Raw genomic sequence first — 24,625 nt, 5'->3', positions numbered from 1 at the left:
CACCGCTCCCACAGGGATTTGTAGTGTTTTCAGAGACCCAGCAACGACAACATGATGAACGTCGCAAACAGCACAAAGTGCGTCATCCCCTCGATGGCATTGGTTTCGCCATCGTTGAGGTTGATCGCACTGACGATCAGGGTGATGAAGATCATCACGCTCTGCACCGGAGTCATGGCCATCTGGAATGGCTGACCGGTGTAGAGCGCCATCGCTTCCATCACCGGCACCGTCAGGATCACCGTCGACAGCGACGCGCCCAACGCGATGTTGACCACTGACTGCATACGGTTGGCCAACGCCGCGCGCAACGCCGTCATAATCTCCGGCGCCGCGGAGATCGCCGCCACCAGGATCGCCGTAATCACTGGCGGTGCACCCGATCCTTCCAACCCCAGATCCAGGCTCTTGGACATCACTTCGGCCAATGCGCCAATCACCACCACCCCGAACACCAGAATACTTATGGACAACGTCAGGTTGATCGGTGCTGGCTCTTGTTCCAAGGGCTCCTTCTTGCGGCGCTTCTCCGGGTAGCTGTAGCTGAAAAAATAACTGTGCGGCCCGACCTGCATACGCAGGAACAACGCATAAAGCACCACCATCGCGCCGATGGTGAACGCCGAATAAAGCTTCCAGCTGGTTTCGGGAATGAACTCGGGCACCACCATCGACACCCCCATGGCCGTGAGGATCATCACGCTGTAGCTGCGTGCCGAATCATCGTTGTAGGACTGTTCGCCATGCTTGAGGCCGCCCATCAACGCCGCCAGGCCGAGGATGCCGTTGATATCGAGCATGACGGCTGAATAAATTGTGTCGCGCACGAGTGTCTTCGAGGCTTCGTTGCTCATCATGATCGCCAGGATCACCACTTCCACCAGCACCGCCGCCAGAGTCAGGATCATGGTGCCATAGGGGTCACCGACTTTTTCCGCCAACAACTCGGCCTGATGGGCGACACGCATCGAGGCGGCGACGATAAACGCAATCAGCACCAGCCCGGCGCTCAGTGCGACGCCCTGCCCGCTGTGCAATAGCCAATGCTCCAGCGCGAATGCAACGATGGCGGCGATCAGGGCCAGCAACAGAAAGGTTTCTTGCTTGAGGATCGTGAGCATGACGGGCCTTTTTGCCGTGGAGAAGCGGATAAGCGACTGACTGCGGTGGGACGCTAACGTTTCGTTACACCTTAGCGCAGCGGAAAATATCTCCAGCCCGGCGCAATGAACCTTTCGGTCAGGTTTTGCCAATTGTTTCTGCTAGCGTCTGTAGAATGCCCACCATCTGCACCTGATGAGAAAAGAATATGTACGACTGGCTGAACGCACTGCCCAAGGCAGAATTGCACTTGCACCTGGAAGGTTCGCTGGAGCCCGAGCTGCTGTTCGCCCTGGCCGAACGCAACAAGATCGCCCTGCCGTGGAGCGATGTCGAAACCCTGCGCACGGCTTATGCCTTTAATAACCTGCAAGAATTCCTCGACCTGTATTACCAGGGCGCCGACGTGCTGCGCACTTCCCAGGACTTCTACGACCTGACCTGGGCTTACCTGCTGCGCTGCAAAGAACAGAACGTGATTCACACCGAACCGTTCTTCGACCCCCAGACCCACACCGACCGAGGCATCCCGTTCGAGGTGGTGCTCAACGGCATCGCCGCGGCCTTGAAGGACGGTGAACAGCAACTGGGCATCACCAGCGGTCTGATCCTGAGTTTCCTGCGTCACTTAAGCGAAGAACAGGCACAGAAAACCCTCGACCAGGCACTGCCGTTTCGTGATGCATTTGTCGCGGTAGGCCTGGACAGTTCTGAAATGGGTCACCCGCCGAGCAAGTTCCAGCGGGTATTCGATCGTGCCCGCGCAGAAGGCTTCCTGACCGTCGCCCATGCCGGTGAAGAAGGCCCGCCCGAGTACATCTGGGAAGCCCTCGACCTGCTGAAAATCCAGCGCATCGACCATGGCGTACGCGCCATCGAAGACGAACGCTTGATGCAACGCATCATCGACGAGCAGATCCCGCTGACTGTATGCCCGCTGTCCAACACCAAGCTGTGTGTGTTTGATCATATGTCACAGCACAACATACTCGACATGCTCGAACGCGGCGTGAAAGTGACCGTGAACTCGGACGACCCGGCGTACTTCGGCGGTTACGTCACCGAGAATTTCCATGCGTTGTATACCGATCTGGGCATGACCCAGGACCAGGCCAAACGCCTGGCGCAGAACAGCCTGGATGCTCGGTTGGTCAAACCGTAAGACCGCTGAAGACCCAATGTGGGAGCGACCCTGCTCGCGGAAACAGTGCGTCAGTCAACGATGATGTCGACGGGAGGACCGCATTCGCGAGCAGGCTCGCTCCCACAGGGACTGAGCCAAAACCTGGGCCTTTAAAGGACCCTACAGCACCATCTCCAGCTCTGTTTCCTTGGCGAACCGGTGGATTTCACGCTGTCCCGCCACGGTGACCTGCAAGGCCCGCGAATCGTGAGGCAGACTCAGCCAGCCCGATTGCATGAACAACTGCAATAACGCAGCTCCCAGTGACCCGCCCATGTGCGGGCGCCTTTCGCTCCAGTCAGGACACGCACACGCAGACTTGCCGTTGCGATGGGCCAACGCCTGGATGAACACCCCCCGCGCCGCCAGCTCGTTGGAGCCCTTGAGCGTGATCATGACCCGTTGATCGAACTGTTCGATCCAGCCCGCATCCAGCAAACGCTGGAACAGATCGGCGGCGAGAGTACCTCCCAGATGGTCGTCGCAAAGCCTGGCGCGCAACAAAGACGAGCGCCTGGCCTGAGGTTTGGCGAGGGGTGAGGAGTGTTGGAAAATATCCGTGGCTTGCCGGGCCGTGCTGGCCAGCGTCGCGCTTGCCAATGCTTCGATTGCGGCGCCGACTTCGGGCGCGGCCAGGCGGAAGAAGCGTTTGCGTCCCCGAGTTTCAACTTTCAACAGCCCCCCGGCGGACAAGCGTCCCAAGTGGGCGCTGGCCGATGAGGGTGAAAGACCGGCCAACAGGGCCAGTTCGTCGGCTTGACGCGCCGATCCGTCCATCAAGGCCCACATCATTGCGCTGCGCTTGGGGTCAGCCAGTAAGGTGGCTATCTGGCTGATGCAAGGTGCATGTTCCATGAATTCACTCCCTGTTGAATCGTTTCGTCTACTGCTCTCTGCGAAAGACGGTGCGTACATGAGGCGAACGCTAGTATAGGCGGGTTGACCGTCGGTTCCTGCCCTCCGCAAACCGCTGGTGGTGATAGTTCCTGCGGGAAATTTCGCTTTTTTCCTGCGACTAATGACCGTTTCTCGAAAACCTCGGAAAATGACTGCTCAACCGGGTGCATCGGCTGGCAAGCATTTCCCGCAACAGGTTCACCGGCTTACTCAATTGTGCGCGATGAGCGCACAGCAAATTCAGTGGAGCTCGCTCACAAAGCAGTTCCGGCATCAGCACTTTCAATCGGCCGGCGAGCACATCGGCGGCCACATCGAGCCACGACTTGTAGGCGATTCCGGCGCCCGCAATGGCCCACAGCCGCACGACATCGGCATCGTCACTGAAACGATCACCGCTGACGGTCAGGCCGACTTCGCGTTTGCCGTCGTGAAAACTCCAGTGATCGTGGACCCGGCTGCCGAGCATGAACAGCAAGCAATTATGCTGGGCCAATTGCTCCAGTTGCCGCGGCTCGCCACGCCGGGCCAGATAGCTCGGCGCCGCACAGAGCACGCGCCGGTTATGCGGGGCGATGGGTAGCGCCACCAGGCTGGAATCTTCCGGTTCGCCGTAGCGCAGGGCAATGTCCACCGGTTGGCGGAACAGATCGGCGATGCGGTCACCCAGCAACAAACGAACGGTGAGTTTGGGGTGCTCGCGCTGAAATTCGTCCAGCCAGGGCAGCAGCAGGTTACGACCGAAGTCCGAAGGTGCCGACAACTGCAATACGCCACTGACCTGATCCTGGCCACTGGCCAATAAACGCCGCCCCTCGTCGAGGTTGCTCAGGGCTGCCCGGGCATATTCAAGAAACCCTTCGCCCTCGGCGGTCAGGCGCAGGCTGCGGGTCGAGCGGGTGAGCAAGCGGGCGCCCAGCTGTTGCTCGATGCGTTTCAACGCCGCGCTGGCCACCGCCGCCGACATGTCCATACCCCGCGCAGCCGCCGACAGACTGCCCAGGTCGGCCGCCCGGACGAACAGCTGCAAGTCATCGAAGCGCAGCATTTAAACTCCTATTATCAAAAAAATATTGAAAGAGACTGCTCTTTTAGCGGCTTTTATCTGCAAGAGAAATAGCCAATCATCTGCCCATCGAAATCAGCCCGTGCACGGAGTTACCGATGTCCCAGCCTTTTACCGCTATCGCCACCCTCATCGCCAAACCCGGCCAGCAGGATGCCCTTGAACAGCACCTGCGGGCACTGATTGAGCCGACCCGCGCCGAAGTCGGTTGTGGGCAATACGACTTGCATCAGGACCTGGCCAATCCCCTGGCCTTCTACATGATTGAACACTGGAACAGTGACGAAGCCCTGCAAGCCCATGACGCCAGTGCGCATATCCAGAACTTCCGCGCCAAGGCCGCTGACTTCCTCGAACACTTCGAACTCAAGCGCCTGCGTACCCTCGCCTGATTTCTTTCTCTATTAACCTTCGGAGCCTGTGATGAAAGCCATTGCCTATTACGCGTCCCTGCCGATCAGCGACGAAAAAGCCCTGCAAGACGTTGAATTGCCGGAGCCGGTCGCCGGCCCCCGCGATTTGTTGGTGGAGGTCAAAGCCATTTCAGTCAACCCGGTGGATACCAAGGTCCGGCAGAACGTCCAGCCTGAAGGCGGCGCCGCAAAAGTGCTGGGCTGGGATGTGGCCGGCGTCGTCAAGGCGGTCGGCAATGACGTGACCCTGTTCAAGGCCGGCGACAAGGTGTTTTACGCCGGCTCCATCGCCCGCGCCGGCGGCAACAGCGAGCTGCACGTGGTGGATGAGCGGATCGTCGGTCATATGCCGAAAACCCTCGGCTTCGCCGAAGCCGCCGCCCTGCCGTTGACTGCGATCACGGCGTGGGAATTGCTCTTCGAACGCCTGCAAGTGCGCGAAGGAAAAACCGATGAAGGCCAGAGCCTGCTGATCGTCGGCGCCGCTGGCGGAGTCGGTTCGATTCTCACGCAACTGGCCAAACAGCTCACCGCTCTGAACGTCATTGGCACGGCTTCACGTGCGCAGACCCAGAGCTGGGTGAAAGCGCTGGGCGCCGATGCGGTGATCGATCACAGCCAGCCGCTGAGCGAGGAACTCAAGCGCGCAGGTATCGATCAGGTGACTCACGTTGCCAGCTTGACCCAGACCGATCATCACCTGGATCAATTGGTCGAGGCGCTGGCGCCGCAGGGCAAACTGGCCCTGATCGATGACCCGAAAACCCTGGACGTGACCAAGCTCAAACGCAAGAGCCTGTCGCTGCACTGGGAGTTCATGTACACCCGCTCGCTGTTTGAAACCGCAGACATGATTGAGCAGCACAATCTGCTCAACCGCGTGGCGCGCCTGATCGATGCCGGGACCTTGAAAACCACGGTTGGCGAGCACTTCGGAACCATCAATGCGGCCAACCTGCGCCGTGCACATGCCTTGCTGGAAAGCGGCAAATCCAAGGGCAAGATCGTGCTGGAAGGGTTCTAGATTTTTTATCGGAGCTGGCGAAGTCTGCGCCAGCTCCTGCATCTTTTTGCGATGATTTTTTGTTACAAACCGTCAGTCCGACAGTTGACCCTTGTCACAATGGTGATCGTATTCAGGACTACAATCGAAACCTCTGCGAGACAATCTTTTACATGAGGAGGTCAGTAATGAAGATCCTGATAAAAGAATTGGCAAAATCCCAGTGGCAGGTCCGCCTTGACCAACATGCTGTGATGTTCCGCAGCGAAGCCGAAGCCCGCGCCTTCACCAATACCCTCGAAGCGCGATTGCACGCACCCCATCAGATTCCCGACCGTCAGCAGCGCGCTGTTGGCTGAGTCCGTCTTCAAACCTGGGCTTGCGCCAATGCCCGGGCATTTTGCAAACGTCGGGTGAGCATCGCCACGCTCACCACCAGAACACCGCACAGGCTGATGACCATGGCCATCGGCATGGCGCTGCCGTCGTGCAAAACGCCCACCAGCGCGGCAGCGCCGGCGGCCACGCTGAATTGCAGGCAGCCCATCAACGCCGATGCACTGCCGGCCCGGGCGCCCTGGCCGTTCATGGCACACGCCGAAGCGTTGGGCAGAATACAACCCAGGCTGGCAATGCAGACAAACAGGGGAAGCAGCAACGGCCAGAGCTGCTCGGTATGCAGCGCGCTGACAGCGAGCAGTGCCAGACCGGCACCGAGATAAATCCACACGGTACGTGTCAGCAGGGACGCCGGACCTCGCTTGGCCAATAGCCGCGCATTGATCTGGGCCACCAGAATGAACCCGGCGGCATTGGCGCCGAAGAACCAGCCAAAATGCTCCGCCGGTATGCCATAGAGCTTGATGAAGACGAACGGTGAACCCGCAATGTAGGAAAACATTCCGGCGATAGCGATGCCGCCGGTCAGCGCATGACCGAGGTATACCGGGTCCTTCAACAGGCGAGCGTACTGACGCAATGCCCCCGACAAGGGCTGACGTGGAACATGCGCGGGCATGCTTTCGGGCAAGCCAAGGGCAACGGCCAACCCGGCCAATGCGCTGAAACCGGTCAACACCAGGAAGATTGATTGCCAACCGGTGGTATTGACCAACAAACCGCCCAGCATCGGCGCCAGAATCGGCGCCAGCCCCATTACCAGCATCAATTGCGAAAAGACCTTGGCCGAGCCCACCGCATCGCATTTATCGCTGACCACCGCCCGGGCAATCACCATCCCCGCGCAACCGCCCAGGGCCTGGATAAACCGCGCGCCGATCAACCATTCCAGATTCGGTGCATAAGCACATGCCAGTGAAGCGGCGGTAAACAGCCCGACCCCGGTCAACAATGGAAGGCGTCGCCCGAAACGATCCGCCACCGGCCCATAAGCCAGCTGACCAATGGACAATCCCAGGAAATAAGCGGCCAGGGTCAGTTGAACGTGTTTTTCGTCCGTACCGAAAGCCAGCGCCATCGCCGGAAACGCTGGCAGATAGAAATCGATCGCCAGCGGACCGAATGCGCTCAAGGCGCCAAGAATCAGGATTGTACGAAAGTTCATCAGGCATCCAGTGGGGCAGAGATCGGCAGGCCGACAGTCTAGCCGCGCAGGGACGCCTTGAACATTCCGATAGCTCGCTAACTATTAAAAATCAGGCCAGCTTCACGCCGTAGCCTTCCTCGCTGATCGCCGCGATCACTTGATCGGCACTCAACGCGGACTCGACGCCGACTTCTTTCGCCGCCAGGTCGACCCGCACGCTGGCCGCCGGGTCTTTGGCCTGGACGGCCTGGGTAATGGCACGGACGCAGTGACCGCAGGACATGCCTTCAACATTGAATACTTGCATGGGACAACTCCTTTTAATGAAGCGTTTGAGTGAGGTAGCCCGCAGTGTCGAGCTTGCCACCATGGCAAGGTCAAGTTCTGCAGTGATCTGCCGGGCTGGCAATCGTCGCCGCGCTCGGCCAAGCTGCGTCCATCAATGACTCGATCTCAGGAGATTCAGCCATGCGCTGGTCAGCTTTCAGCCTGTTTGGCTTCCTCAGCCTCTTCGCCGCCATGCCTTCGGCCCATGCCGCCGGGGAGGACTATGGCGTGCTGATCATTTCCCGCGAACGGCTGGAAGTCGCTACCAATTGCGAGATCGGCGTGTACATCCACGATCAGCTGTCGGCGCGGCTGTTCCAGGAACAAAGCACCTCGTTCAACCTGCCGCCGGGAAACATTTCCCTGCGCCTCAAACTGCTGCCGGGCCAGGTGCCGGGCTGCAACCCGGGCATGCTGGCTCCGGGTTCGCAGAACATCACGCTGCGAGCCGGGGATGTGCAGAAGTACCGGATTGCGATGACGCAGGAAGGGATGTACCTCAAGCGTGCGGGCCTGGGTTACTGAAACAGATCCCTTGTGGGAGCGAGCAGGCTCGTTCCCACCTTAGACCTGCGACAATCCGCAGATTGGTGCTTGACCTTGCCAGCATGGCAAGGTTGATCCTGTAGACATCTTCTACAGGGAGTGCAACCGATGTCCGAATCCACCACTTTCGATCTGCCGATTGCCGGCATGACCTGCGCCAGTTGCGCCGGGCGTGTCGAGCGCGCCTTGAGCAAAGTCATCGGCGCCAGTGCCGTCAGCGTCAACCTGGCCACTGAGCACGCACGGGTCCAGGCGCCTGTCGACAGCCTCCCGGCGCTGATGGCGGCGGTGGAAAATGCCGGTTACAGCGTGCCGCAGCAAAGTCTGGAACTGAGCATCGACGGCATGACCTGCGCGTCTTGCGTTGGCCGCGTCGAACGGGCACTGAACAAAGTCCCGGGGGTGAAGAGCGTCAGCGTGAACCTGGCCAACGAGCGCGCGCATCTGGAGCTGCTCGGGCCTGTCGATGCACAAACCTTGATCGCCGCCGTGACCAGGGCCGGTTACGCCGCCAGCGTGTGGGAAGCCGAACATCCGCCCATCGATGCCCAACAGACCCGCCTGCATCGCGAACGCTGGGCCTTGATCGCGGCCATTGCCCTTGCCTTGCCGCTGGTATTGCCGATGCTGCTTCAACCCTTCGGCGTGCACTGGATGCTCCCGGCCTGGGTACAGTTCGCGTTGGCCACGCCGGTGCAATTCATTTTCGGCGCGCGGTTTTATGTCGCGGCGTGGAAAGCCGTGCGCGCCGGTGCCGGCAACATGGACCTGCTGGTCGCCCTGGGCACCAGCGCCGGATATGGCTTGAGCGTCTATGAATGGGCTACCGCCGCCGGGCGCATGCCGCACCTGTATTTCGAAGCCTCGGCGGTAGTGATCGCCTTGGTGCTGCTGGGCAAATACCTGGAAAGCCGCGCCAAGCGCCAGACCGCCAGTGCCATTCGCGCCCTGGAGGCGCTGCGCCCGGAGCGGGCCATTCAGGTGATTGACGGCCGCGAGCAGGAAGTCGCCATTAGCGCCCTGCGCCTCAATGATCTGGTATTGGTCAAACCCGGTGAACGCTTCCCGGTGGACGGTGAGGTGGTCGACGGCCAGAGCCATGCCGACGAAGCGTTGATCAGCGGCGAAAGCCTGCCGGTACCCAAGCAGCCCGGCGATAAAGTCACCGGCGGCGCGATCAATGGAGAAGGTCGCCTGCTGGTTCGCACCCACGCACTCGGCGCGGAAACCGTGTTGGCACGCATCATTCGCCTGGTTGAGGACGCCCAGGCGGCCAAAGCGCCGATTCAGAAACTGGTGGATAAAGTCAGCCAGATCTTCGTACCGGTCGTCCTGCTGCTGGCTTTCGCGACCTTGATCGGCTGGTGGCTGTATGGCGCGCCCCTGGAAACCGCGCTGATCAATGCCGTGGCAGTGCTGGTGATTGCTTGCCCTTGCGCATTGGGCCTGGCCACGCCGACGGCCATCATGGCCGGCACCGGGGTGGCGGCGCGTCATGGGATTCTGATCAAGGACGCCGAAGCGCTGGAACGTGCACATGAAGTCAGTTCGGTGGTGTTCGACAAGACCGGCACCCTGACCTCCGGCGCCCCGCGCATCGCCCACCTGAGTGCCCTCGACGGTGACACATCCCGCCTGCTGCAACTGGCCGGCGCGTTGCAACGCGGCAGTGAGCATCCGCTGGCCAAGGCGGTGCTGGATGAGTGCGCACAACGCGGCCTGACCGTGGCCGATGTCAGCGACAGCCAGTCCCTGACCGGGCGCGGCATTGCCGGCAGTCTTGATGGTCGTCGGCTGGCGCTGGGTAATCGGCGTCTACTGCAAGAGAACGAATTGAGCGCAGGCGAATTGGCCGCTTCGGCCACAGCCTGGGAAACCGAAGGCCGGACCCTGTCCTGGTTGATCGAGCTAAACCCTGCGCCGCGCGTACTGGGATTGTTCGCGTTCGGTGACACGCTCAAACCTGGCGCACTGCAAGCCGTGCAACAACTCAGCGCACGTCATATCAGCAGTCACTTGCTGACCGGCGACAACCGTGGCAGCGCCAAAGTGGTGGCCGACGCGTTGGGCATCACAAACGTACACGCCGAAGTCCTGCCCGCGGACAAAGCCGCCGAGGTCGCCGCGCTGAAGAAAACGGGGGTAGTGGCGATGGTCGGCGACGGCATCAACGATGCGCCTGCTCTGGCTGCGGCGGATATTGGCATTGCCATGGGCGGAGGCACCGACGTGGCCATGCACGCCGCCGGGATCACCCTGATGCGCGGCGATCCGCGCCTGGTACCGGCGGCGCTGGAGATCAGCCGCAAGACCTATGCGAAGATCCGGCAAAACCTGTTCTGGGCCTTCGTCTATAACCTGATTGGCATTCCCCTGGCGGCCTTCGGCTTCCTCAATCCGGTGCTGGCCGGTGCGGCGATGGCGTTGTCGAGTGTGAGCGTGGTGAGCAATGCGCTACTGTTGAAAACCTGGAAACCCGAGGATCTGGAGGACAAGCGATGAACATCGGCCAAGCGGCCCGCCACAGTGGTCTTAGCGCCAAGATGATCCGTTACTACGAGTCCATCGGTTTGCTCAAGGCGGCCCATCGCACCGACAGCGGTTACCGGGTCTACAGCGACGACGACCTGCACACACTGGCGTTCATCAAGCGTTCGCGGGACCTGGGGTTTTCCCTGGAAGAGGTTGGCAAACTGCTGACCCTCTGGCAGGACCGCCAGCGTGCCAGCGCCGATGTGAAGGCCTTGGCCCGACAGCACATCGACGAGTTGAACCAGAAGATTCGTGAACTTGGGCAATTGCGCGATACGTTGCAGGACCTGGTCGAGCATTGTCAGGGGGATCATCGACCGGATTGTCCGATTCTCAAGAATCTGGAGTCGGGGTGTTGTGGCAAACCGGTTTCGGCCTGATTGCCACGCGCGTCCCTGTGGGAGCGAGCCTGCTCGCGAAAGCGGACTGCCTGACACACTGATGTGGGATGTGCCGACGTTTTCGCGAGCAGGCTCGCTCCCACATTGGTTTTTGTGTTGCGCACAAAAAACCGGCCGAAGCCGGTTTTTTGATTAACCGATCACTGCATCCAGGGCGGAGGCGGTTCTTCGGTTTTGCCCGATGGCGCATCGTCTGCGGCACGGGCCGCTTGCTTGCGCTCTTCATCCAGGCGTGCGGCCTCGATCTCGCGCATGATGCCACCGACATCCGCCAGTTCTTCCGGTTCGTCGAACTCACCGGTCAGGACACTGGCCGGGTGCAAGGTGCCCGCCTCGTACAGGGCCCACATTTCCTTGGCGTACCGGGTCTTTTTCAGCTCCGGGGCAAACCGCCCGAAGTAGGACGCCATGTTGCCCACGTCCCGCTCCAGCATGCTGAACGCGTGGTTGTTACCCGCTGCATCCACCGCTTGCGGCAAGTCGATGATCACGGGGCCGGTCGGGGTCAGCAGGACGTTGAACTCGGACAGGTCACCGTGCACCAGACCGGTGCACAACATCAGCACGATCTGAGAAATCAGGTACGCGTGATATTCGCGTGCCTGGTCCGGTTCCAGTACCACGTCGTTCAGGCGCGGTGCGGCATCACCGTACTCGTCGGCCACCAGCTCCATCAGCAGTACGCCTTCGAGGAAGTCATACGGCTTGGGTACCCGCACACCGGCATTGGCCAGGCGGAACAGTGCCGCCACTTCGGCGTTCTGCCAGGCGTCTTCGGTTTCCTTGCGGCCAAACTTGGAACCCTTTGCCATGGCCCGGGCCTGACGGCTGTTGCGCACCTTACGGCCTTCCTGATACTCGGCCGCCTGACGAAAACTGCGTTTGTTCGCCTCCTTGTAGACCTTCGCGCAACGTAACTGGTTACCGCAGCGCACCACGTAAACAGCTGCTTCTTTACCACTCATGAGTGGGCGCAGCACCTCGTCGACCAGACCGTCCTCGATCAGGGGTTCAATGCGTTTTGGAGTCTTCATCAGCTTTTATTGTGGGTCCTTTATTACCAAACACGCGAAAGTCATTCGTTATACGGCAATCCATCCATTCGGGGGAGGGGGTGCCGACGTACCGTTCGCGTGATTTTTCAAAACAGCCCTCAATTTCCGCAGGCAACAGCCGAAGCCCTGAGTGACAAACTGATTTGTCCGACAATCGTTTCAACAACAATAACGATGCCGCACTCAGGGAACGGGGTTGATCAACAACGTTTACGGCTGCCTATAAACCGCGAGTCATCTGCACTGCGTGGGCCTACAAGAAAATCTGGAGCGCGGATGAACATCAAACAGAAGTTGACCTGGGCGTTTGCAATCATCGCCTGCTTGCCCGTGGTGCTGGTCGCCACCCTCGTTGTGCTGAACTTGCGCAGTGATGCCAAGGACGAATTCGTCGACAACAGCGGTCGCGAAATCCGTCAGGTCAGCAATGCCATGCAACTGTTCTTCGACGGCATCAGCCAAAACGTCGAATACCTGGCCAAGCAACCGCTGATCACGAACTCCGACGACAGCCTCAAGACCTACATGAGCGCCAACGCCGCCAGCATTCCTCAAGGCGAGATGGACAAAAAAGTCTTTGGCTTCCTGCAGGACCTGGGCAACGCACATCCATCCTACGCCTACGCCATCCTCGGCACCGCCGCCGGTGGTTACGTATCCTGGCCGGACGACGCCAAGCTGGCCAACTACGACCCGCGCCAGCGTCCGTGGTACAAGGCGGCCCAGGCCAAACCGGGCAAGCCGTTCCGTACCGAGGCCTACTACTGGGCCGAAAACGATACGACCTACGTCAGTACCGTACGCACCATCGACAACAAACTGGGCGCCAATGGCGGTGTCGTCAGTATCGACGTGTCGCTCAAACAACTCACCGAGCTGGTCAAACAGATCAAGCTCGGCGAAACCGGCTACCTGATGCTGCTGGAAAACTCCGGCACCGTGCTGGTCGATCCAAAACAACCGGAGCACAACTTCAAGGCCCTGGGCAGCCTCGGCGAGGGTTATGCCCAACTGGCCAAGGCCGGCAAAGGCCTGGTCGAAGTCGAACTCAATGGCGAGCGCTACATGGCCAACGTCTGGCCGTCGGAGCAACTGGGCTGGACCTTCATCGGCCTGATCAAACAAAACGACGTAATGAGCACCGCAACCCAACTGACCTGGTTGATCGCAATCATCGCAGCCGTGCTGGCGGTGATCTTCGCCATCGTCGGCGCCAGTTTCGCCAGCGTCATCGTGCGTCCGATCCGCAGCGTGGCCGATGGCCTGGAAGGCATCGCCCAAGGTGAAGGCGACCTGACCAAGAACCTGCAAGTACGTGGCAGCGACGAAACCGCGCAACTGGCCAACTGGTTCAATCAGTTCCTGACCGCGATCCGCAACCTGATCCAGAACATCGGCGGCGCCGCGACCAAGATCCTGGCCACTTCCAAGAGCTCGACCCAGGTCTCCAGCGACATGGCCGAAGCCGCCGGACGCCAGCGTGAAGCGGTGGACATGGTGTCCACGGCGTTCCACGAAATGGTCGCCACCGCCAACGAAGTGGCGCGTTCTTGCAGCCAGGCCGCCGAGTCGGCCGACAGCGGCCAGCGCCAGGCCCGCGAAGGCCAGCAGCAGATCGACGCCGCCGTGAGCAGCGTCGATCGCCTGAGCCAGGAAATCGAACAGTCTGCCCAGTCGATGCAACAGCTGGAGCGCGACAGCAATGACATTCAATCGATTCTCGGCACCATTCGCTCGATCGCCGAACAGACCAACCTGCTGGCGTTGAACGCAGCCATCGAAGCGGCGCGGGCCGGAGAGCAAGGTCGTGGTTTTGCGGTGGTGGCGGACGAAGTGCGGGCGCTGGCCAAACGCACGGCGGATTCCACGGCGGAAATCGACGGGCTGCTGGGCAACCTGGCCAAACGTACCAGCCAGGTGACACAGCAGATGCATGCCAGCCTGGAAGTGTCGCAGCAATCGGTGACGCGCATCGGCGAAGCTCGCAGCAGCTTCGGGCAGATTCGCGAATCGGTGGACGTGATCCGCGACATGAACACCCAGATCGCCACGGCGGCGGAACAACAGCACCAGGTGGCCGAAGACATCAACCGGCACATCAGCCAGATTCATGGCGATGCGCAATTGGTGGCCGAACTGGCAAACTCGGCGCGGCTGGATTCCCAGAGCCTGGCCGGGTTGTCCAATGAGCTGGATGGGTTGGTGCGCCGGTTCCGTACCTGATTCAAAATCCCGGTAGCCGCTTAGCGTCCATTCGCGAGCAGGCTCGCTCCCACAGGGTTATTCGCTGTCGTTGTGGGAGTGAGCCTGCTCGCGAAGAGGCCTTTACTGCCGAAATAACTCTCCAGGGGTAAACCCGAACAAGCCTTTGAACGCCGCAATAAACGCCGACGTCGAATCATACCCACAGGCCAGTGCGGCATTGGTCACACTGTCCCCCTCCTCCAGCAAACTCAACGACGACAACAAGCGCATGCGCTGGCGCCAGCCACGAAAGCTCAACCCGGTTTCGCGCTGAAACAGCCGCATCAGGGTTTTCTCCGACGTGCCCAAACGCTCTGCCCACACCTGCAAGGTCACGTTGCTTTCGGGGTTTTCGATCAATTCGTTGCACAACCCCAGTAACCGCTCATGGCGGGGCAACGGCAGGGAGAAGCCGACCTCCGGCAGCGTAGCCAACTGATCCAGCAACACGCTCACCAGTCGCGCTTCCTGGCTATCACCCTGTGGATATTCCACGGGCAGCAGGCAAAAACTCTTGATCAGTTCCCGGGCCAGCGGCGTCACTTCCAGCACCCGGCAACGCTCGTCCGCCCACTGGCAGTCCTCGCGACGCACATACAGGCTGCGCATTTCGGCGCGCATTGACGTCACCACCTGATGCTCAAGATCCGCCGGAATCCAGATCCCCCACTGCGGCGGCGCAAAGAAGCTGCCCTCAGCGGTGTGCACGCCCAGAACTCCGCTGATGGCGTAGGAAAATTGCACCCAGTCGTGGTGATGGGACGGTGTCCAGGAGCCGGCATTGAGGCTTTCCACCCGGGCGTACAGTGGGCGCGGTAAAACGGTAAGGGGTGGGATGCTGCGTTCAAGGGAGACTTGTCCGTTGGTCGGCATTGAATGGCCTTGTGTTGCGGGACGGCTGATAAAGCGACGCTAAGCCATGTCACTCATCTATTCAACACTGAACATCCCCTGTGGGAGCAAACCCGCTCCCACAGGTTTCCGATTCCAATTAACCAAAGGATCAACGCTCGATGATGGCTGTGACACCCTGCCCCCCCGCCGCACAAATCGAAACCAGTCCCCGCCCCTTCCCTGCCGCCTCCAGCAGCTTCGCCAGGTTGGCAACAATGCGCGCCCCCGTGGCAGCGAACGGATGGCCCGCCGCCAGTGAACTGCCTTTGACGTTGAGTCGACTGCGATCGATCGAGCCCAACGGCGCGTCGAGGCCCAGGCGGCTTTTGCAGTACTGCGCATCTTCCCAGGCCTTCAGCGTGCAGAGCACTTGCGCGGCAAAGGCTTCGTGGATTTCGTAGTAGTCGAAGTCCTGCAGCGTCAGCCCGTTACGCGCCAGTAATCGCGGCACCGCATACGCCGGTGCCATCAACAGGCCTTCGGCACCGTTGACGAAATCCACCGCCGCCGCCTCGCCATCACGTAGATAAGCGAGGATCGGCAAGCCGCGCTCCCTGGCCCACTCTTCACTGCCTAACAGCACCAGCGACGCGCCATCGGTCAGCGGCGTGGAGTTGCCGGCGGTCAGGGTGCCCTTGGCACTCTTTTCGAACGCTGTTTTCAACGAGGTGAGTTTTTCCAGGGTCAGGTCCGGGCGTAGATTGTTGTCGCGGGTCAGGCCGAGGAACGGCGTGATCAAATCGTTGTGCCAACCCTCGGCGTAGGACGCGGCCAGTTTCTGATGACTTTCCAGGGCCAGTTGATCCTGTGCTTCACGGGAAATGTTCCAGGTCTGGGCCATCAACTCACAATGCTGCCCCATGGACAAACCGGTGCGTGGTTCGCCGTTGCGCGGGAACTCGGGAATCAAGTGGCGGGGGCGCAATTGCAGAAAGGTTTTCAGCTTGTCGCCGGTGCTCCGGGCACGGTTGGCTTGCAGCAGGATCTTGCGCAGCCCCTCGCTGACACTGATCGGCGCATCGGAGGTGGTATCGACACCTCCGGCAATGCCGCACTCGATCTGGCCCAGGGCGATTTTGTTCGCCACCAGCAGCGCCGCCTCCAGCCCGGTACCGCAGGCTTGCTGAATGTCATAGGCAGGCGTCGAGGGCGACAGTCGCGAACCGAGCACGCACTCACGGGTCAGGTTCATGTCCCGCGACAATTTGAGGACCGCTCCGGCGACCACCTCGCCAATACGCAGACCATGCAGGTTGTAGCGCTCGATCAAACCTTCGAGCGCGGCGGTGAGCATGTCCTGGTTACTGGCCGTGGCGTACGGGCCGTTGGAGCGGGCGAAGGGGATCCGGTTACCGCCGATGATCGCGACGCGGCGCAGTTGAGTCATGAAAAACTCCTGATGACATTCCTCGAAGTTGAGCCGATCCCTGTGGGAGCGAGCCTGCTCGCGAAAGCGATCTGTCGGTCACAACAAATTTGAATGTGCTACCGCCTTCGCGAGCAGGCTCGCTCCCACAGGGTCTGAGTTCTCCTGAAAATTCCGGGACAAACTAATCTGCTTTGAACAAGCGTAGGCCTTATCTCGTGGATCGAACGACTGATCGCCATTCATGGTCCACACTTTGAATCCCAGCTACCGGAGCGCGTTCCATGTCTGACCGCTATATCGACTTCGCCAATTCGTCCATCGGACATCGCCTGGTCGCAGCCACGGGCCTGCCTTCACCGGTACGTCTGGAGCGCTGGCAGGCAGGCCGGCTGCGTCCGGTCGAGGGTGCACTGCTGATCGGTGGCGGGCCGCTGGCGGAGAACGTCAACGCGTTCGCCAACCGCCTGACCGACGCGATCTACAGCTACGGCACCGACCCTTCGATGGCCACGGCATGGATTCCCGGCCACGGCCCGAAACTCAAAGCCGTGGTGTTCGATGCCAGCGATCTGCAGCAGGCCGACCAGCTCAAACAACTGCGAGAGTTTTTCCAGCCACTGATGAAGAACCTCGATCACTGCGCACATCTGGTGATTCTCGGGCGTGATCCGCTGACCTTGAGCGACCCTTTCGCCGCCAGCGCACAGCGTGCCCTGGAGGGTTTCAGCCGTTCACTGGCCAAGGAGTTACGCAGCGGCGGCACCTTGCAACTGATCTACGTCGGTGAAGGCGCCGACGATCAACTCGAAGGCCCGCTGCGATTTTTCCTTTCGCCCAAAAGCGCTTTCGTCTCCGGGCAGGTGATTCGCCTGAACCCCTGCGACATTCAGGTGACGGACTGGACCCGTCCGCTGGCCGGGCGCAAAGCGCTGGTCACCGGCGCGGCACGGGGCATCGGTGCGTCCATCGCCGAAACGCTGGCCCGCGATGGCGCCGACGTCATCCTGCTCGACGTACCACCGGCGCAAAACGATCTCGAAGCCCTCGCCGCACGCCTCGGCGGGCGCAGCGTCGCGCTGGACATCTGTGCCGAAGACGCTGCCGTACAATTACTCGAACAGTTGCCCGATGGCGTTGATATCGTGGTGCACAACGCCGGTATCACCCGGGATAAGACCCTGGCCAACATGACCCCGGACTTCTGGGACGCGGTGCTCGCGGTCAACCTCAACGCCCCGCAAGTGCTGACCCAGGCCCTGCTCGACAGCGGTACGCTGCGCGACAACGGTCGGGTGATACTGCTGGCCTCGATCAGCGGCATCGCCGGCAATCGCGGGCAAACCAACTACGCGGCGAGCAAAGCCGGGTTGATCGGCCTGGCGCAAGCCTGGGCACCGTTGCTGCAGGAACGGGGCATCAGCATCAACGCCGTGGCCCCCGGTTTTATCGAAACCCAGATGACCGCAAGGGTCCCTTTCGGTTTGCGCGAAGCCGGGCGACGCATGAGTTCGCTGGGTCAGGGTGGCCTGCCGCAGGACGTCGCCGAAGCGGTGGCCTGGCTGGCGCAACCGGGCACCGGTGCATTCACCGGACAGGCATTGCGCGTCTGCGGGCAAAGTGTTCTGGGGGCATAGACATGACGACTGATTGGCACACACTCACTCGCGAACCCGCCCTGCCGGCGCTGTATGCGAAAGCCGCGGCACGGCGCAGGATCACCGGCACCAACCTGCCCGATTCGGGGTTGCGTTGCTGGGTCGATGTCGAACCCAAGCGCCTGGCGGCCTATCGCAAAGTGTGCGGATTCAATGACAACAGCCTGCTGCCACCGACCTACCCCCACATCCTCGCCTTCGCCTTGCAGATGCAATTGCTCACCGCCAGCGACTTTCCGTTTCCGTTGCTGGGGCTTGTTCACCTGAGCAATCGCATCCGTGTTCTGCGCCCCATGGGCGGGCTCAATCGGGCGCGGATCAGCGTGAACGTGCAGAACCTGCAACCCCATGCCAAGGGCGCAACGTTCGACCTGGTGACGACCCTCGATGATCAGTTGGGGACGCTGTGGGAGGCACAAAGCCAGATGCTCTGTCGCGGCGTCAAGCTGGAGGGCGAGCCCGTCGAAGAGGTATTGGCTTCATCGCTGACACTGACACAAGTCGCCCAATGGAAAGCGCCTTCGGACATTGGCCGCCAGTACGCCAGGGTCTCCGGGGACTACAACCCGATTCACCTGAGTGCGGCCAGCGCCAGACTGTTCGGTTTTCCTTCGGCCATCGCCCACGGGTTATGGAACAAGGCGCGCACACTGGCCGCCCTGGAGGATCATTTACCGGCGGCGAACATCGAGATCGCGGTGCAATTCAAGAAACCGGTGCGCCTGCCCAGCAGTGTGGCATTACTGGCCAGCTCGGCGGGGTCCAGTGGCGAACTGCAGTTGATCGGGGACGGGGATCTGGAGCACATGGTCGGGCAGTGGCGGCCCCTTACCTGATCGTTCGACAGCGGCGCTACGGCTGCCTGTCAGATCGCTTTCGCAAGCAGGCTCGCTCCCACATCGGATCTCCAGAGGCCAATCGATCAAATGGGGGAGCGAGCCTGCTCGCGAAAAAACTGAGAACACCGCGGGGTATCTGAATTGATGCGTTATCGTTCACGACCTTCGCCAGCCAGTTTCACTCATACAGGTTGCGGAAACAGGTTGTTCAATGTTTCCAGCAACCGCACGTGATAGATCGGCTTGCGAAACAGATCCAGCACTTGCAAGCGCAGCATGTCACTGACATCGTCCATATCCGCATGCCCGGACATCACAATCACCGGCAGATGCTGGCGCGAGGTGTGCTCGCGCAGGCGCTTGATCAACGACATGCCGCTTTCCTCAGGCATACGCAGGTCAGTGATCACCAGGGCAATGTCCGGATGAAGCGTCAGATGCAGCAACGCCGCTTTGACCGAAGAGGCGGTAAAACAAATAAAACCCTCACTCTCCAACAACCCCGCCAAACCAAGCAATGCAACTTCTTCGTCATCGACCAGAAGAAGCTGTTGGCGTGGAAGTGCAGGAGAGTTCATAGACGACACCCGAAGTGGACTAAGCGCTGACATTAGAACCCGATTCGAACGTTGGCAAGTTACTGACGCGACATCCCGTACTCCTCCTCAATCTGTATCCCATGCAAGACACAAGCGGGCTTGCACGCGAAGGGGCGCGTCAGTGGGCATAAATGTTGCCTGACACTCTGCCTTCGCAAGCAAATCGAATCGCCGCCCCCCACAAAAAATAGGTGGTGTTAGTGAATGACGTGTTTAGCGGGGTGGATAATTGGCCAATATCCGGGTGACGGTTTCGCGAATCGCATTGCTGCGATCGGAGGGGTTTGGTGTGCGGCTGAGTATCTGTTCGTCACTGCCGCGCCACACCAGCTTACCGTCCTTGCCGTCGAGCAGATCGATCTGAATGGTCGCCACCTTGTAGGTAACCAGACGGGTTTCGTTGTACATCGGTGCGCCCCAATAGCCGTTCCATGGGTTGCCCCAGCCGCCGCCGTAATTGGTCGTCACCTGCTGCTGGCGCTCCTCGACAATCAGGTAGGTCTGCACGCTCAAGTCCCCCCTGGCATCGGCAGATGCTGGGCGCAGGCCGCGTTGATCGAGCTGGTCGGCCACCGACTGGCGCACCCGTTGTTCGGTCAGGTCGCTCTTGATCCGTGGATCATCGGGGCGATATTGCAGGGCGGGTTCTTTCCAGCTCCAGCTGCGATAAGCCGCAAAGTCGCGGCTGGCATCGAAGTCATGATTGACCTGGTTGGCGGCGCAGGCACTGAGCAGCGCGGCCACTGCCAGTAAAACGAGACGGCGGAACATGATGGTTCTCCGGTTGAAGACATGAACCTGTGAAACGCTTCTTATCTGCAGAAGTTAACTCGGAGGATACGCCGACATCGCCTTTTCCACAGCCTCCCGGATGGCATCCGCTTGCTGGCTCTGAGTGCCCCGCCTGCTGGTTTCAGCACTGGAACTCCACACCGGTTGACCGCTTTGTGCATCGAACATATCCACCTGCACCACCACGACCTGTTCCTGATAGGTGCGCACGATCGGCACGCTGCCGTACAGGCCGTGGCCCGGGCCATACCCATAGCGGTTGTAGCCGCCGTAACCGCCGTAATAGCCGTAGTCGTCCCGGACCTGGCGCAAGCGGGTTTCCAGACGCAGGTCGGCGCTGACAAACAGGTCTGCCGGACGATTGTCATGCAACGGGCGCAAGCCCCGCTGATCGAGGGCATTGCTGACTGCTTCGGCGACTTGCGCCGAGTCCGCCCACGCAGTACCTGGCGGCAGGTGACCATTGAGCCAGGTCCAACTGCGATAGCGTCCATAGTCACGGGGCGGTGCCGGGTAAGCGCTGCGGTCGAAGGTGTTGGCCGCCTGCGGCGGTGCCGGGGCAATGGGGTTGGAGGACGCCACATACGGGTTGCTGCCCTGGCAGGCAGCCAAACCCAGGCAGATCAGCAACAACCCTGAACGACTTTTCATTTCGCGCTCCGATCAGACCGGCCGGCAGATCCAGTGCAAGTAACGCCCGAGCCCGGAAAAGCTTGGGTGACGGCGGTGCGCCAGTTCCATTTCCAGCAAATCCGGCAGCTCGGCGCGGGCCTGGAATTCCACGGGCATGTAATCATGAAAAACCCGCACTCCACTCTGGGTTTCGACCCGCCACAAGCCTTCAAGTTGCGCCGCCAACTCCCGTGGGTCCAGGGGTTGTTGCGGGGTCAGGCTCTGCTTCTCGCCGGCCATGTCGTTCTTGCGCATTTTGCGGAAGTGGCCCTTGAGCAAGTTGCGATAAATCAGCGCATCGCGGTTGTAGAAGGCCAGGGACAGCCAGCCGTCGGCCTTGGTCAGTTGATGCAGCACCGGCAGGATCGCGTGGGGCTCGGCCAGCCATTCCAGCACGGCATGGCACAGCACCAGATCGTAGGGTTCGGTGAGCTGACCGAGCAGGTCCTGCCACGGCGCCTGAATGAACGTTGCGGTTTGCCCGGCCTCGGCGAAACGCTGGCGGGCGCCTTCAAGCATGGGCTCGGCGGGTTCGGCCAAGGTCACCTGATGCCCGCGCTCGGCCAGCCACAATGACATGTGGCCCAGGCCGGCGCCGATATCCAGGACCCGCAGCGGCCGGTCCGGCAGGATTTCGGCCAGATCTGCCTGCAGCACCGCCAGGCGGATCGCACCTTTGGCACCGCCGTAGATTTTTTCCGCGAAGCGCGTTGCCAGTTGATCGAAATGACGGTCGCTCATCAGCTGAACCTCCGTTCACTGTCAGCCAGCTTGCTGCGCACCACATCATTCATATCCAGCCCCAGCTCGCTGCACAGCAACAGCAGATAAAGCACGATATCGCCGATTTCCTGCCCGGCATGGGCCAGTTTGTCCGCCGGCAATTGCCGTGACTGGTCTTCGGTCAGCCACTGGAAAATTTCCACCAGCTCGGCCATTTCGACACTCGCGGCCATGGCCAGGTTTTTCGGGCTGTGAAAGGGCTGCCAGTCATTGCGGTCTCGGATGGCGTGCAGGCGTTCGGTCAATTCAACAAGGTTCATCGGGCTCTCCTGAAGGCGTATAGCTTCGGGGGGATGGCGGGGGAAGGCAAGTGACAAAGATTGAGTGGTGGGGATAGTTTCCTGTGGGAGCGAGCCTGCTCGCGAAGGCGGCAGAACAGCCAACATTTATTTATCCGACCCACCGCATTCGCGAGCAGGCTCGCTCCCACAGGTTGTGCCCAAAGCTCTATGCTTGTGGGGAACTCGCCACCACCCTCAATGGCCCAAGACACGAATTCATCAGGATGCTCATTCCATGCAGGTAGAAGGTTTTTTCGAATGGCTCGGCCAGGTCCTCGGTTCAATCATCCGTTTCATCGTTGACGCCCTTAGCGGCCTGTTCGAACTGCTGAGCCGTGCCAGCAGCAACTTTGTCGAAGGTCTGGCCCACACGCTGGGCATGGACACCTCGATCGTCAGCATCATTACGCTGATCATCGGACTGGTGCTGCTGTGGTCGGCGATCCGCGCGTTCATGAATGCATCGATCATCATGGGGCTCATCTGGTTGATGCTGGGGTTGTGGCTGCTCAGCTGGATCATCCACTAACACCACATCCCCTGTGGGGGCTTGCTCGCGAATGCGGAGTGTCAGGCGAAATCATCGTCGACTGAACGGACGCCTTCGCGAGCAAGCCCGCTCCCACCCTCTTTCAACCTGGAATCCGCTGACTATGGTTCTCATCCCATCGCAGGCACTTTCCACTCGGTTGCAGAATCAGCGTGAGCTGGTTGAACAGATGAATGTCGGCATACAGGCCAAAGAAACGGTTGAGCATCTCGCCGAACAGAGTGACGTCACCGTCGCCGCAAAAGCCGTTGGTGTCCAGGGTGACTTCAATATCCACCCCGCGTAGCAGGAAGCCTTTTTCGAAACGCTGGAGCAAATAGTGATTCACTTCGAGAATGGCGGCGAGACGGCGCTCATTCAGTTCACTGCCGGCCCAGTCGTAAAGCGCCAGGGTACCGCGCAGCACTTGGGCGTTGTCGAGCATTGGCAGGAAATTCGAACCCAGGTGACTCAGCACACGCCAATGGAAACGGTCTCGTTTGGGCGGATAGCAAGGTAAGGTCGGTGCGCAGAGATTGCGCACGCGCAATCCGGTCCTTGAGGTTTGCGCCAACGTGTCGAGCAATGTGCTTTGCAGGGCCTTGCGCGGGAGCTGACCATTAGTACCGGTCATGCGCAATGACAGGCTTTGATTCTCCACCAGCAAATCTGCTTTGAATCCCTCGCCTCCCAGGCTCAACCACGTGTCATTCAGACCGTTTGCACCGCGCTTCATCCGCGTATGGAAGTAGCGCTCAGGCGCCTCGTTGCGCAGCATGCCGCCCTTGTGTTGAAAGCTGCTGAAGGGCACATAGTCGTGTCTTTCGGTGTTTTTCGAGGCGCTGACCTGGTCGACTGAGTAAATTTCAGTATGACCGTCGTTCAAACACAAGCTGCGAAGCAGATAGTCAGCTTGCAAAGGGTCCAGACTCAGCGGATCTGCGCTCAGCGAGAACAGGTTGATCACCGGCACCGCGTTCAGACGAATGTGCTCGGTTTTCGGAGTGAATCCTTGCGGCCATGGCTGGCGAAGTACCACCTCCACTTCGAACCAGGAAATGCCTGGCGTGAGCTTCAGGTTTTCCAACCCGCAGAGGGTGACGAACATGAATTTTTCACGAAAGGTGAAGTATTCGAGCATCAACTGATAGCCGTTGCACACGCCGTCGCCTTTGGGCCACAGGCGATCCTCATCGGCAAAGCCCTTGGGTGAGAAAAAGCCCTCGAACAACTGGCGATCCGTCTGCCCTTCCAAGCGTACATACATCACTTGGGTGCTGAGTGTCAGCGCATGGTGCAAGGTACTGGCCAGCGGTGCGTCGGCATTCAGGTACAGCGGCAGCCGTCGCAGGTCGATCTCGTTCCAGTCGCACATTGCGCCGCAGGCGAAACGCAGCCGCAGCAGCGAGCGTCCGTCGGGTTCATGGGCGACCTGCACAGACTCCACGGTCAGCGGCTGCAACCTCAGGTCCTGGGTGGTGGTGTAGCGGCAACGGGTACGTTGCGGGCCGATGGGTTGTGACATCACCTCAAACCCCGCCGCGATCAGTTCACTGCGCTTCATCTGCTTGATATCGGGAGCCAGCTCGACGATGGACATTGATGGAAGGGTGCGCAGGTACTGCGGCCACAGCTGGCTGACAAGGCCTTCGGTCAGCTCCGGCAAGTCATCGTCGAGCTTTTCCCGAAATCGTCCCATCAGGAAGGCAAAGCCTTCGAACAGCTGTTCCACGCCGGGATCACGAGCACCCGGGCTATTCAGGCCAAGCTGTGCCGCGCGATCGGGGAAGGCTTGCGCAAACTCTTTGCCGGCCTCACTCAGGTAGCGCATCTCGGCGTCGAAATACTGCAATGTCAGATTGTCCATATTCATAAATAACGTCCCTTTTAATACGGTT

The 24,625-nt window shown here is 60.3% G+C and carries 25 protein-coding genes and 1 pseudogene; 12 read left to right on the top strand and 14 right to left on the bottom strand.

The genetic code is table 11. The features are described 5' to 3' along the window. Nucleotides 1-29: 29 nt before the first annotated feature. Nucleotides 30-1,121, bottom strand: a complete 1,092-nt coding sequence (locus AC07ZE_RS04000) for a calcium:cation antiporter (RefSeq protein WP_207261519.1) — start codon at nt 1,119-1,121, stop codon at nt 30-32. Nucleotides 1,122-1,309: 188 nt separating this feature from the next. Here AC07ZE_RS04000 and AC07ZE_RS03995 point away from each other — a divergent pair, with 188 nt between their 5' ends. Next, entirely contained in the window at nt 1,310-2,263 is a 954-nt protein-coding gene (locus tag AC07ZE_RS03995; RefSeq protein WP_207261516.1) for an adenosine deaminase, read from the top strand. A 141-nt stretch (nt 2,264-2,404) separates the two neighbouring features. On the opposite strand, the gene AC07ZE_RS03990 is transcribed toward AC07ZE_RS03995, so the two are convergent. After that, nucleotides 2,405-3,139, bottom strand: a complete 735-nt coding sequence (locus AC07ZE_RS03990; protein WP_207261514.1) for an ArsR/SmtB family transcription factor — start codon at nt 3,137-3,139, stop codon at nt 2,405-2,407. Nucleotides 3,140-3,299: 160 nt separating this feature from the next. Next, nucleotides 3,300-4,229 (bottom strand): transcription regulator VimR, encoded by a 930-nt coding sequence (vimR, locus tag AC07ZE_RS03985; RefSeq protein ID WP_207261512.1) that lies wholly within the window; start codon nt 4,227-4,229, stop codon nt 3,300-3,302. A 116-nt stretch (nt 4,230-4,345) separates the two neighbouring features. Here vimR and AC07ZE_RS03980 point away from each other — a divergent pair, with 116 nt between their 5' ends. From AC07ZE_RS03980 to AC07ZE_RS03970, 3 genes are all read left to right on the top strand, one after another. Continuing rightward, nucleotides 4,346-4,639: a putative quinol monooxygenase gene (locus tag AC07ZE_RS03980; RefSeq protein WP_207261510.1), complete on the top strand. Its 294-nt coding sequence runs from the start codon at nt 4,346-4,348 to the stop codon at nt 4,637-4,639. Nucleotides 4,640-4,670: 31 nt separating this feature from the next. Then, nucleotides 4,671-5,684 (top strand): zinc-binding alcohol dehydrogenase family protein, encoded by a 1,014-nt coding sequence (locus AC07ZE_RS03975; protein ID WP_207261508.1) that lies wholly within the window; start codon nt 4,671-4,673, stop codon nt 5,682-5,684. Nucleotides 5,685-5,851: 167 nt separating this feature from the next. Then, complete coding sequence (locus tag AC07ZE_RS03970; RefSeq protein ID WP_207261507.1) at nt 5,852-6,022, top strand: hypothetical protein; 171 nt, start codon at nt 5,852-5,854, stop codon at nt 6,020-6,022. 8 nt (nt 6,023-6,030) lie between these two features. On the opposite strand, the gene AC07ZE_RS03965 is transcribed toward AC07ZE_RS03970, so the two are convergent. Then, nucleotides 6,031-7,227, bottom strand: a complete 1,197-nt coding sequence (locus AC07ZE_RS03965; protein ID WP_207261505.1) for a multidrug effflux MFS transporter — start codon at nt 7,225-7,227, stop codon at nt 6,031-6,033. A gap of 91 nt (nt 7,228-7,318) precedes the next feature. Then, nucleotides 7,319-7,516 carry a heavy-metal-associated domain-containing protein gene (locus tag AC07ZE_RS03960; protein WP_095191999.1) on the bottom strand — a complete coding sequence of 66 codons (198 nt, stop codon included), beginning with the start codon at nt 7,514-7,516 and terminating at the stop codon, nt 7,319-7,321. A gap of 161 nt (nt 7,517-7,677) precedes the next feature. Here AC07ZE_RS03960 and AC07ZE_RS03955 point away from each other — a divergent pair, with 161 nt between their 5' ends. From AC07ZE_RS03955 to cueR, 3 genes are all read left to right on the top strand, one after another. Next, on the top strand, nt 7,678-8,061 hold the full coding sequence (locus AC07ZE_RS03955; RefSeq protein ID WP_207261503.1) for a hypothetical protein: 384 nt from the start codon (nt 7,678-7,680) through the stop codon (nt 8,059-8,061). Between the two features lie 129 nt (nt 8,062-8,190). Continuing rightward, complete coding sequence (locus tag AC07ZE_RS03950; RefSeq protein WP_207261494.1) at nt 8,191-10,584, top strand: heavy metal translocating P-type ATPase; 2,394 nt, start codon at nt 8,191-8,193, stop codon at nt 10,582-10,584. After that, complete coding sequence (gene cueR / locus AC07ZE_RS03945; protein ID WP_207261492.1) at nt 10,581-10,994, top strand: Cu(I)-responsive transcriptional regulator; 414 nt, start codon at nt 10,581-10,583, stop codon at nt 10,992-10,994. Before AC07ZE_RS03950 ends, cueR begins: the two co-directional genes overlap by 4 nt. A gap of 161 nt (nt 10,995-11,155) precedes the next feature. Here the strand turns inward: cueR and AC07ZE_RS03940 are convergent, their stop codons facing one another. Further along, the gene (locus tag AC07ZE_RS03940) at nt 11,156-12,049 is read right to left on the bottom strand and encodes a PA4780 family RIO1-like protein kinase (RefSeq protein ID WP_207261490.1); all 894 of its coding nucleotides are present in this window, start codon (nt 12,047-12,049) and stop codon (nt 11,156-11,158) included. A 195-nt stretch (nt 12,050-12,244) separates the two neighbouring features. Here AC07ZE_RS03940 and AC07ZE_RS03935 point away from each other — a divergent pair. Continuing rightward, a pseudogene (locus AC07ZE_RS03935) lies at nt 12,245-13,435 on the top strand (cache domain-containing protein); the annotation flags it as partial. Between the two features lie 90 nt (nt 13,436-13,525). Then, the gene (locus AC07ZE_RS03930) at nt 13,526-14,293 is read left to right on the top strand and encodes a methyl-accepting chemotaxis protein (protein WP_371858212.1); all 768 of its coding nucleotides are present in this window, start codon (nt 13,526-13,528) and stop codon (nt 14,291-14,293) included. Nucleotides 14,294-14,395: 102 nt separating this feature from the next. Here AC07ZE_RS03930 and AC07ZE_RS03925 read toward each other — a convergent pair whose 3' ends face one another. Both AC07ZE_RS03925 and AC07ZE_RS03920 read right to left on the bottom strand, forming a co-directional pair. After that, nucleotides 14,396-15,187, bottom strand: a complete 792-nt coding sequence (locus AC07ZE_RS03925) for an AraC family transcriptional regulator (protein WP_207261485.1) — start codon at nt 15,185-15,187, stop codon at nt 14,396-14,398. A gap of 130 nt (nt 15,188-15,317) precedes the next feature. Continuing rightward, entirely contained in the window at nt 15,318-16,595 is a 1,278-nt protein-coding gene (locus AC07ZE_RS03920; protein WP_207261482.1) for an acetyl-CoA C-acetyltransferase, read from the bottom strand. Between the two features lie 263 nt (nt 16,596-16,858). Here AC07ZE_RS03920 and AC07ZE_RS03915 point away from each other — a divergent pair, with 263 nt between their 5' ends. Together AC07ZE_RS03915 and AC07ZE_RS03910 are read left to right on the top strand one after the other, a co-directional pair. After that, nucleotides 16,859-18,211, top strand: coding sequence for a 3-oxoacyl-ACP reductase (locus AC07ZE_RS03915; RefSeq protein WP_207261480.1), 1,353 nt, complete (start codon nt 16,859-16,861; stop codon nt 18,209-18,211). A gap of 2 nt (nt 18,212-18,213) precedes the next feature. After that, a complete protein-coding gene (locus AC07ZE_RS03910; RefSeq protein WP_207261478.1) occupies nt 18,214-19,068 on the top strand; it encodes a MaoC family dehydratase in 855 nt (284 codons plus the stop codon). A 185-nt stretch (nt 19,069-19,253) separates the two neighbouring features. On the opposite strand, the gene AC07ZE_RS03905 is transcribed toward AC07ZE_RS03910, so the two are convergent. The 5 genes from AC07ZE_RS03905 to AC07ZE_RS03885 form a co-directional block, all read right to left on the bottom strand. Further along, on the bottom strand, nt 19,254-19,649 hold the full coding sequence (locus tag AC07ZE_RS03905) for a response regulator (RefSeq protein WP_207261476.1): 396 nt from the start codon (nt 19,647-19,649) through the stop codon (nt 19,254-19,256). 234 nt (nt 19,650-19,883) lie between these two features. Next, nucleotides 19,884-20,441, bottom strand: coding sequence for a DUF4136 domain-containing protein (locus AC07ZE_RS03900; RefSeq protein ID WP_207261474.1), 558 nt, complete (start codon nt 20,439-20,441; stop codon nt 19,884-19,886). Nucleotides 20,442-20,495: 54 nt separating this feature from the next. Continuing rightward, nucleotides 20,496-21,113 carry a DUF4136 domain-containing protein gene (locus tag AC07ZE_RS03895; RefSeq protein ID WP_207261472.1) on the bottom strand — a complete coding sequence of 206 codons (618 nt, stop codon included), beginning with the start codon at nt 21,111-21,113 and terminating at the stop codon, nt 20,496-20,498. A gap of 12 nt (nt 21,114-21,125) precedes the next feature. Beyond that, complete coding sequence (locus tag AC07ZE_RS03890) at nt 21,126-21,875, bottom strand: methyltransferase domain-containing protein (RefSeq protein ID WP_207261470.1); 750 nt, start codon at nt 21,873-21,875, stop codon at nt 21,126-21,128. Next, nucleotides 21,875-22,177, bottom strand: a complete 303-nt coding sequence (locus AC07ZE_RS03885; RefSeq protein ID WP_096513594.1) for a MazG-like family protein — start codon at nt 22,175-22,177, stop codon at nt 21,875-21,877. The genes AC07ZE_RS03890 and AC07ZE_RS03885 overlap by 1 nt, the downstream gene beginning before the upstream one ends. 256 nt (nt 22,178-22,433) lie before the next feature. Here AC07ZE_RS03885 and AC07ZE_RS03880 point away from each other — a divergent pair, with 256 nt between their 5' ends. Then, complete coding sequence (locus AC07ZE_RS03880; RefSeq protein WP_207261468.1) at nt 22,434-22,727, top strand: hypothetical protein; 294 nt, start codon at nt 22,434-22,436, stop codon at nt 22,725-22,727. A gap of 103 nt (nt 22,728-22,830) precedes the next feature. On the opposite strand, the gene tssF is transcribed toward AC07ZE_RS03880, so the two are convergent. Further along, nucleotides 22,831-24,600: a type VI secretion system baseplate subunit TssF gene (gene tssF, locus AC07ZE_RS03875; RefSeq protein ID WP_207261466.1), complete on the bottom strand. Its 1,770-nt coding sequence runs from the start codon at nt 24,598-24,600 to the stop codon at nt 22,831-22,833. Nucleotides 24,601-24,625: the final 25 nt, after the last annotated feature.

It is taken from the genome of Pseudomonas sp. GW101-3H06 (assembly GCF_059424605.1).
The sequence above is the reverse complement of the archived record's forward strand: the minus strand, read 5'-3'. Positions and strand labels throughout refer to the sequence as shown.

Bases quoted from the DNA above. Each gene is read 5' to 3' on its own strand.
- AC07ZE_RS04000 (WP_207261519.1), bottom strand. From the start codon at position 1,121: ATGCTCACGATCCTCAAGCAAGAAACCTTTCTGTTGCTGGCCCTGATC.
- AC07ZE_RS03995 (WP_207261516.1), top strand. From the start codon at position 1,310: ATGTACGACTGGCTGAACGCACTGCCCAAGGCAGAATTGCACTTGCAC.
- AC07ZE_RS03990 (WP_207261514.1), bottom strand. From the start codon at position 3,139: ATGGAACATGCACCTTGCATCAGCCAGATAGCCACCTTACTGGCTGAC.
- vimR (WP_207261512.1), bottom strand. From the start codon at position 4,229: ATGCTGCGCTTCGATGACTTGCAGCTGTTCGTCCGGGCGGCCGACCTG.
- AC07ZE_RS03980 (WP_207261510.1), top strand. From the start codon at position 4,346: ATGTCCCAGCCTTTTACCGCTATCGCCACCCTCATCGCCAAACCCGGC.
- AC07ZE_RS03975 (WP_207261508.1), top strand. From the start codon at position 4,671: ATGAAAGCCATTGCCTATTACGCGTCCCTGCCGATCAGCGACGAAAAA.
- AC07ZE_RS03970 (WP_207261507.1), top strand. From the start codon at position 5,852: ATGAAGATCCTGATAAAAGAATTGGCAAAATCCCAGTGGCAGGTCCGC.
- AC07ZE_RS03965 (WP_207261505.1), bottom strand. From the start codon at position 7,227: ATGAACTTTCGTACAATCCTGATTCTTGGCGCCTTGAGCGCATTCGGT.
- AC07ZE_RS03960 (WP_095191999.1), bottom strand. From the start codon at position 7,516: ATGCAAGTATTCAATGTTGAAGGCATGTCCTGCGGTCACTGCGTCCGT.
- AC07ZE_RS03955 (WP_207261503.1), top strand. From the start codon at position 7,678: ATGCGCTGGTCAGCTTTCAGCCTGTTTGGCTTCCTCAGCCTCTTCGCC.
- AC07ZE_RS03950 (WP_207261494.1), top strand. From the start codon at position 8,191: ATGTCCGAATCCACCACTTTCGATCTGCCGATTGCCGGCATGACCTGC.
- cueR (WP_207261492.1), top strand. From the start codon at position 10,581: ATGAACATCGGCCAAGCGGCCCGCCACAGTGGTCTTAGCGCCAAGATG.
- AC07ZE_RS03940 (WP_207261490.1), bottom strand. From the start codon at position 12,049: ATGAAGACTCCAAAACGCATTGAACCCCTGATCGAGGACGGTCTGGTC.
- AC07ZE_RS03930 (WP_371858212.1), top strand. From the start codon at position 13,526: ATGGCCGAAGCCGCCGGACGCCAGCGTGAAGCGGTGGACATGGTGTCC.
- AC07ZE_RS03925 (WP_207261485.1), bottom strand. From the start codon at position 15,187: ATGCCGACCAACGGACAAGTCTCCCTTGAACGCAGCATCCCACCCCTT.
- AC07ZE_RS03920 (WP_207261482.1), bottom strand. From the start codon at position 16,595: ATGACTCAACTGCGCCGCGTCGCGATCATCGGCGGTAACCGGATCCCC.
- AC07ZE_RS03915 (WP_207261480.1), top strand. From the start codon at position 16,859: ATGTCTGACCGCTATATCGACTTCGCCAATTCGTCCATCGGACATCGC.
- AC07ZE_RS03910 (WP_207261478.1), top strand. From the start codon at position 18,214: ATGACGACTGATTGGCACACACTCACTCGCGAACCCGCCCTGCCGGCG.
- AC07ZE_RS03905 (WP_207261476.1), bottom strand. From the start codon at position 19,649: ATGAACTCTCCTGCACTTCCACGCCAACAGCTTCTTCTGGTCGATGAC.
- AC07ZE_RS03900 (WP_207261474.1), bottom strand. From the start codon at position 20,441: ATGTTCCGCCGTCTCGTTTTACTGGCAGTGGCCGCGCTGCTCAGTGCC.
- AC07ZE_RS03895 (WP_207261472.1), bottom strand. From the start codon at position 21,113: ATGAAAAGTCGTTCAGGGTTGTTGCTGATCTGCCTGGGTTTGGCTGCC.
- AC07ZE_RS03890 (WP_207261470.1), bottom strand. From the start codon at position 21,875: ATGAGCGACCGTCATTTCGATCAACTGGCAACGCGCTTCGCGGAAAAA.
- AC07ZE_RS03885 (WP_096513594.1), bottom strand. From the start codon at position 22,177: ATGAACCTTGTTGAATTGACCGAACGCCTGCACGCCATCCGAGACCGC.
- AC07ZE_RS03880 (WP_207261468.1), top strand. From the start codon at position 22,434: ATGCAGGTAGAAGGTTTTTTCGAATGGCTCGGCCAGGTCCTCGGTTCA.
- tssF (WP_207261466.1), bottom strand. From the start codon at position 24,600: ATGAATATGGACAATCTGACATTGCAGTATTTCGACGCCGAGATGCGC.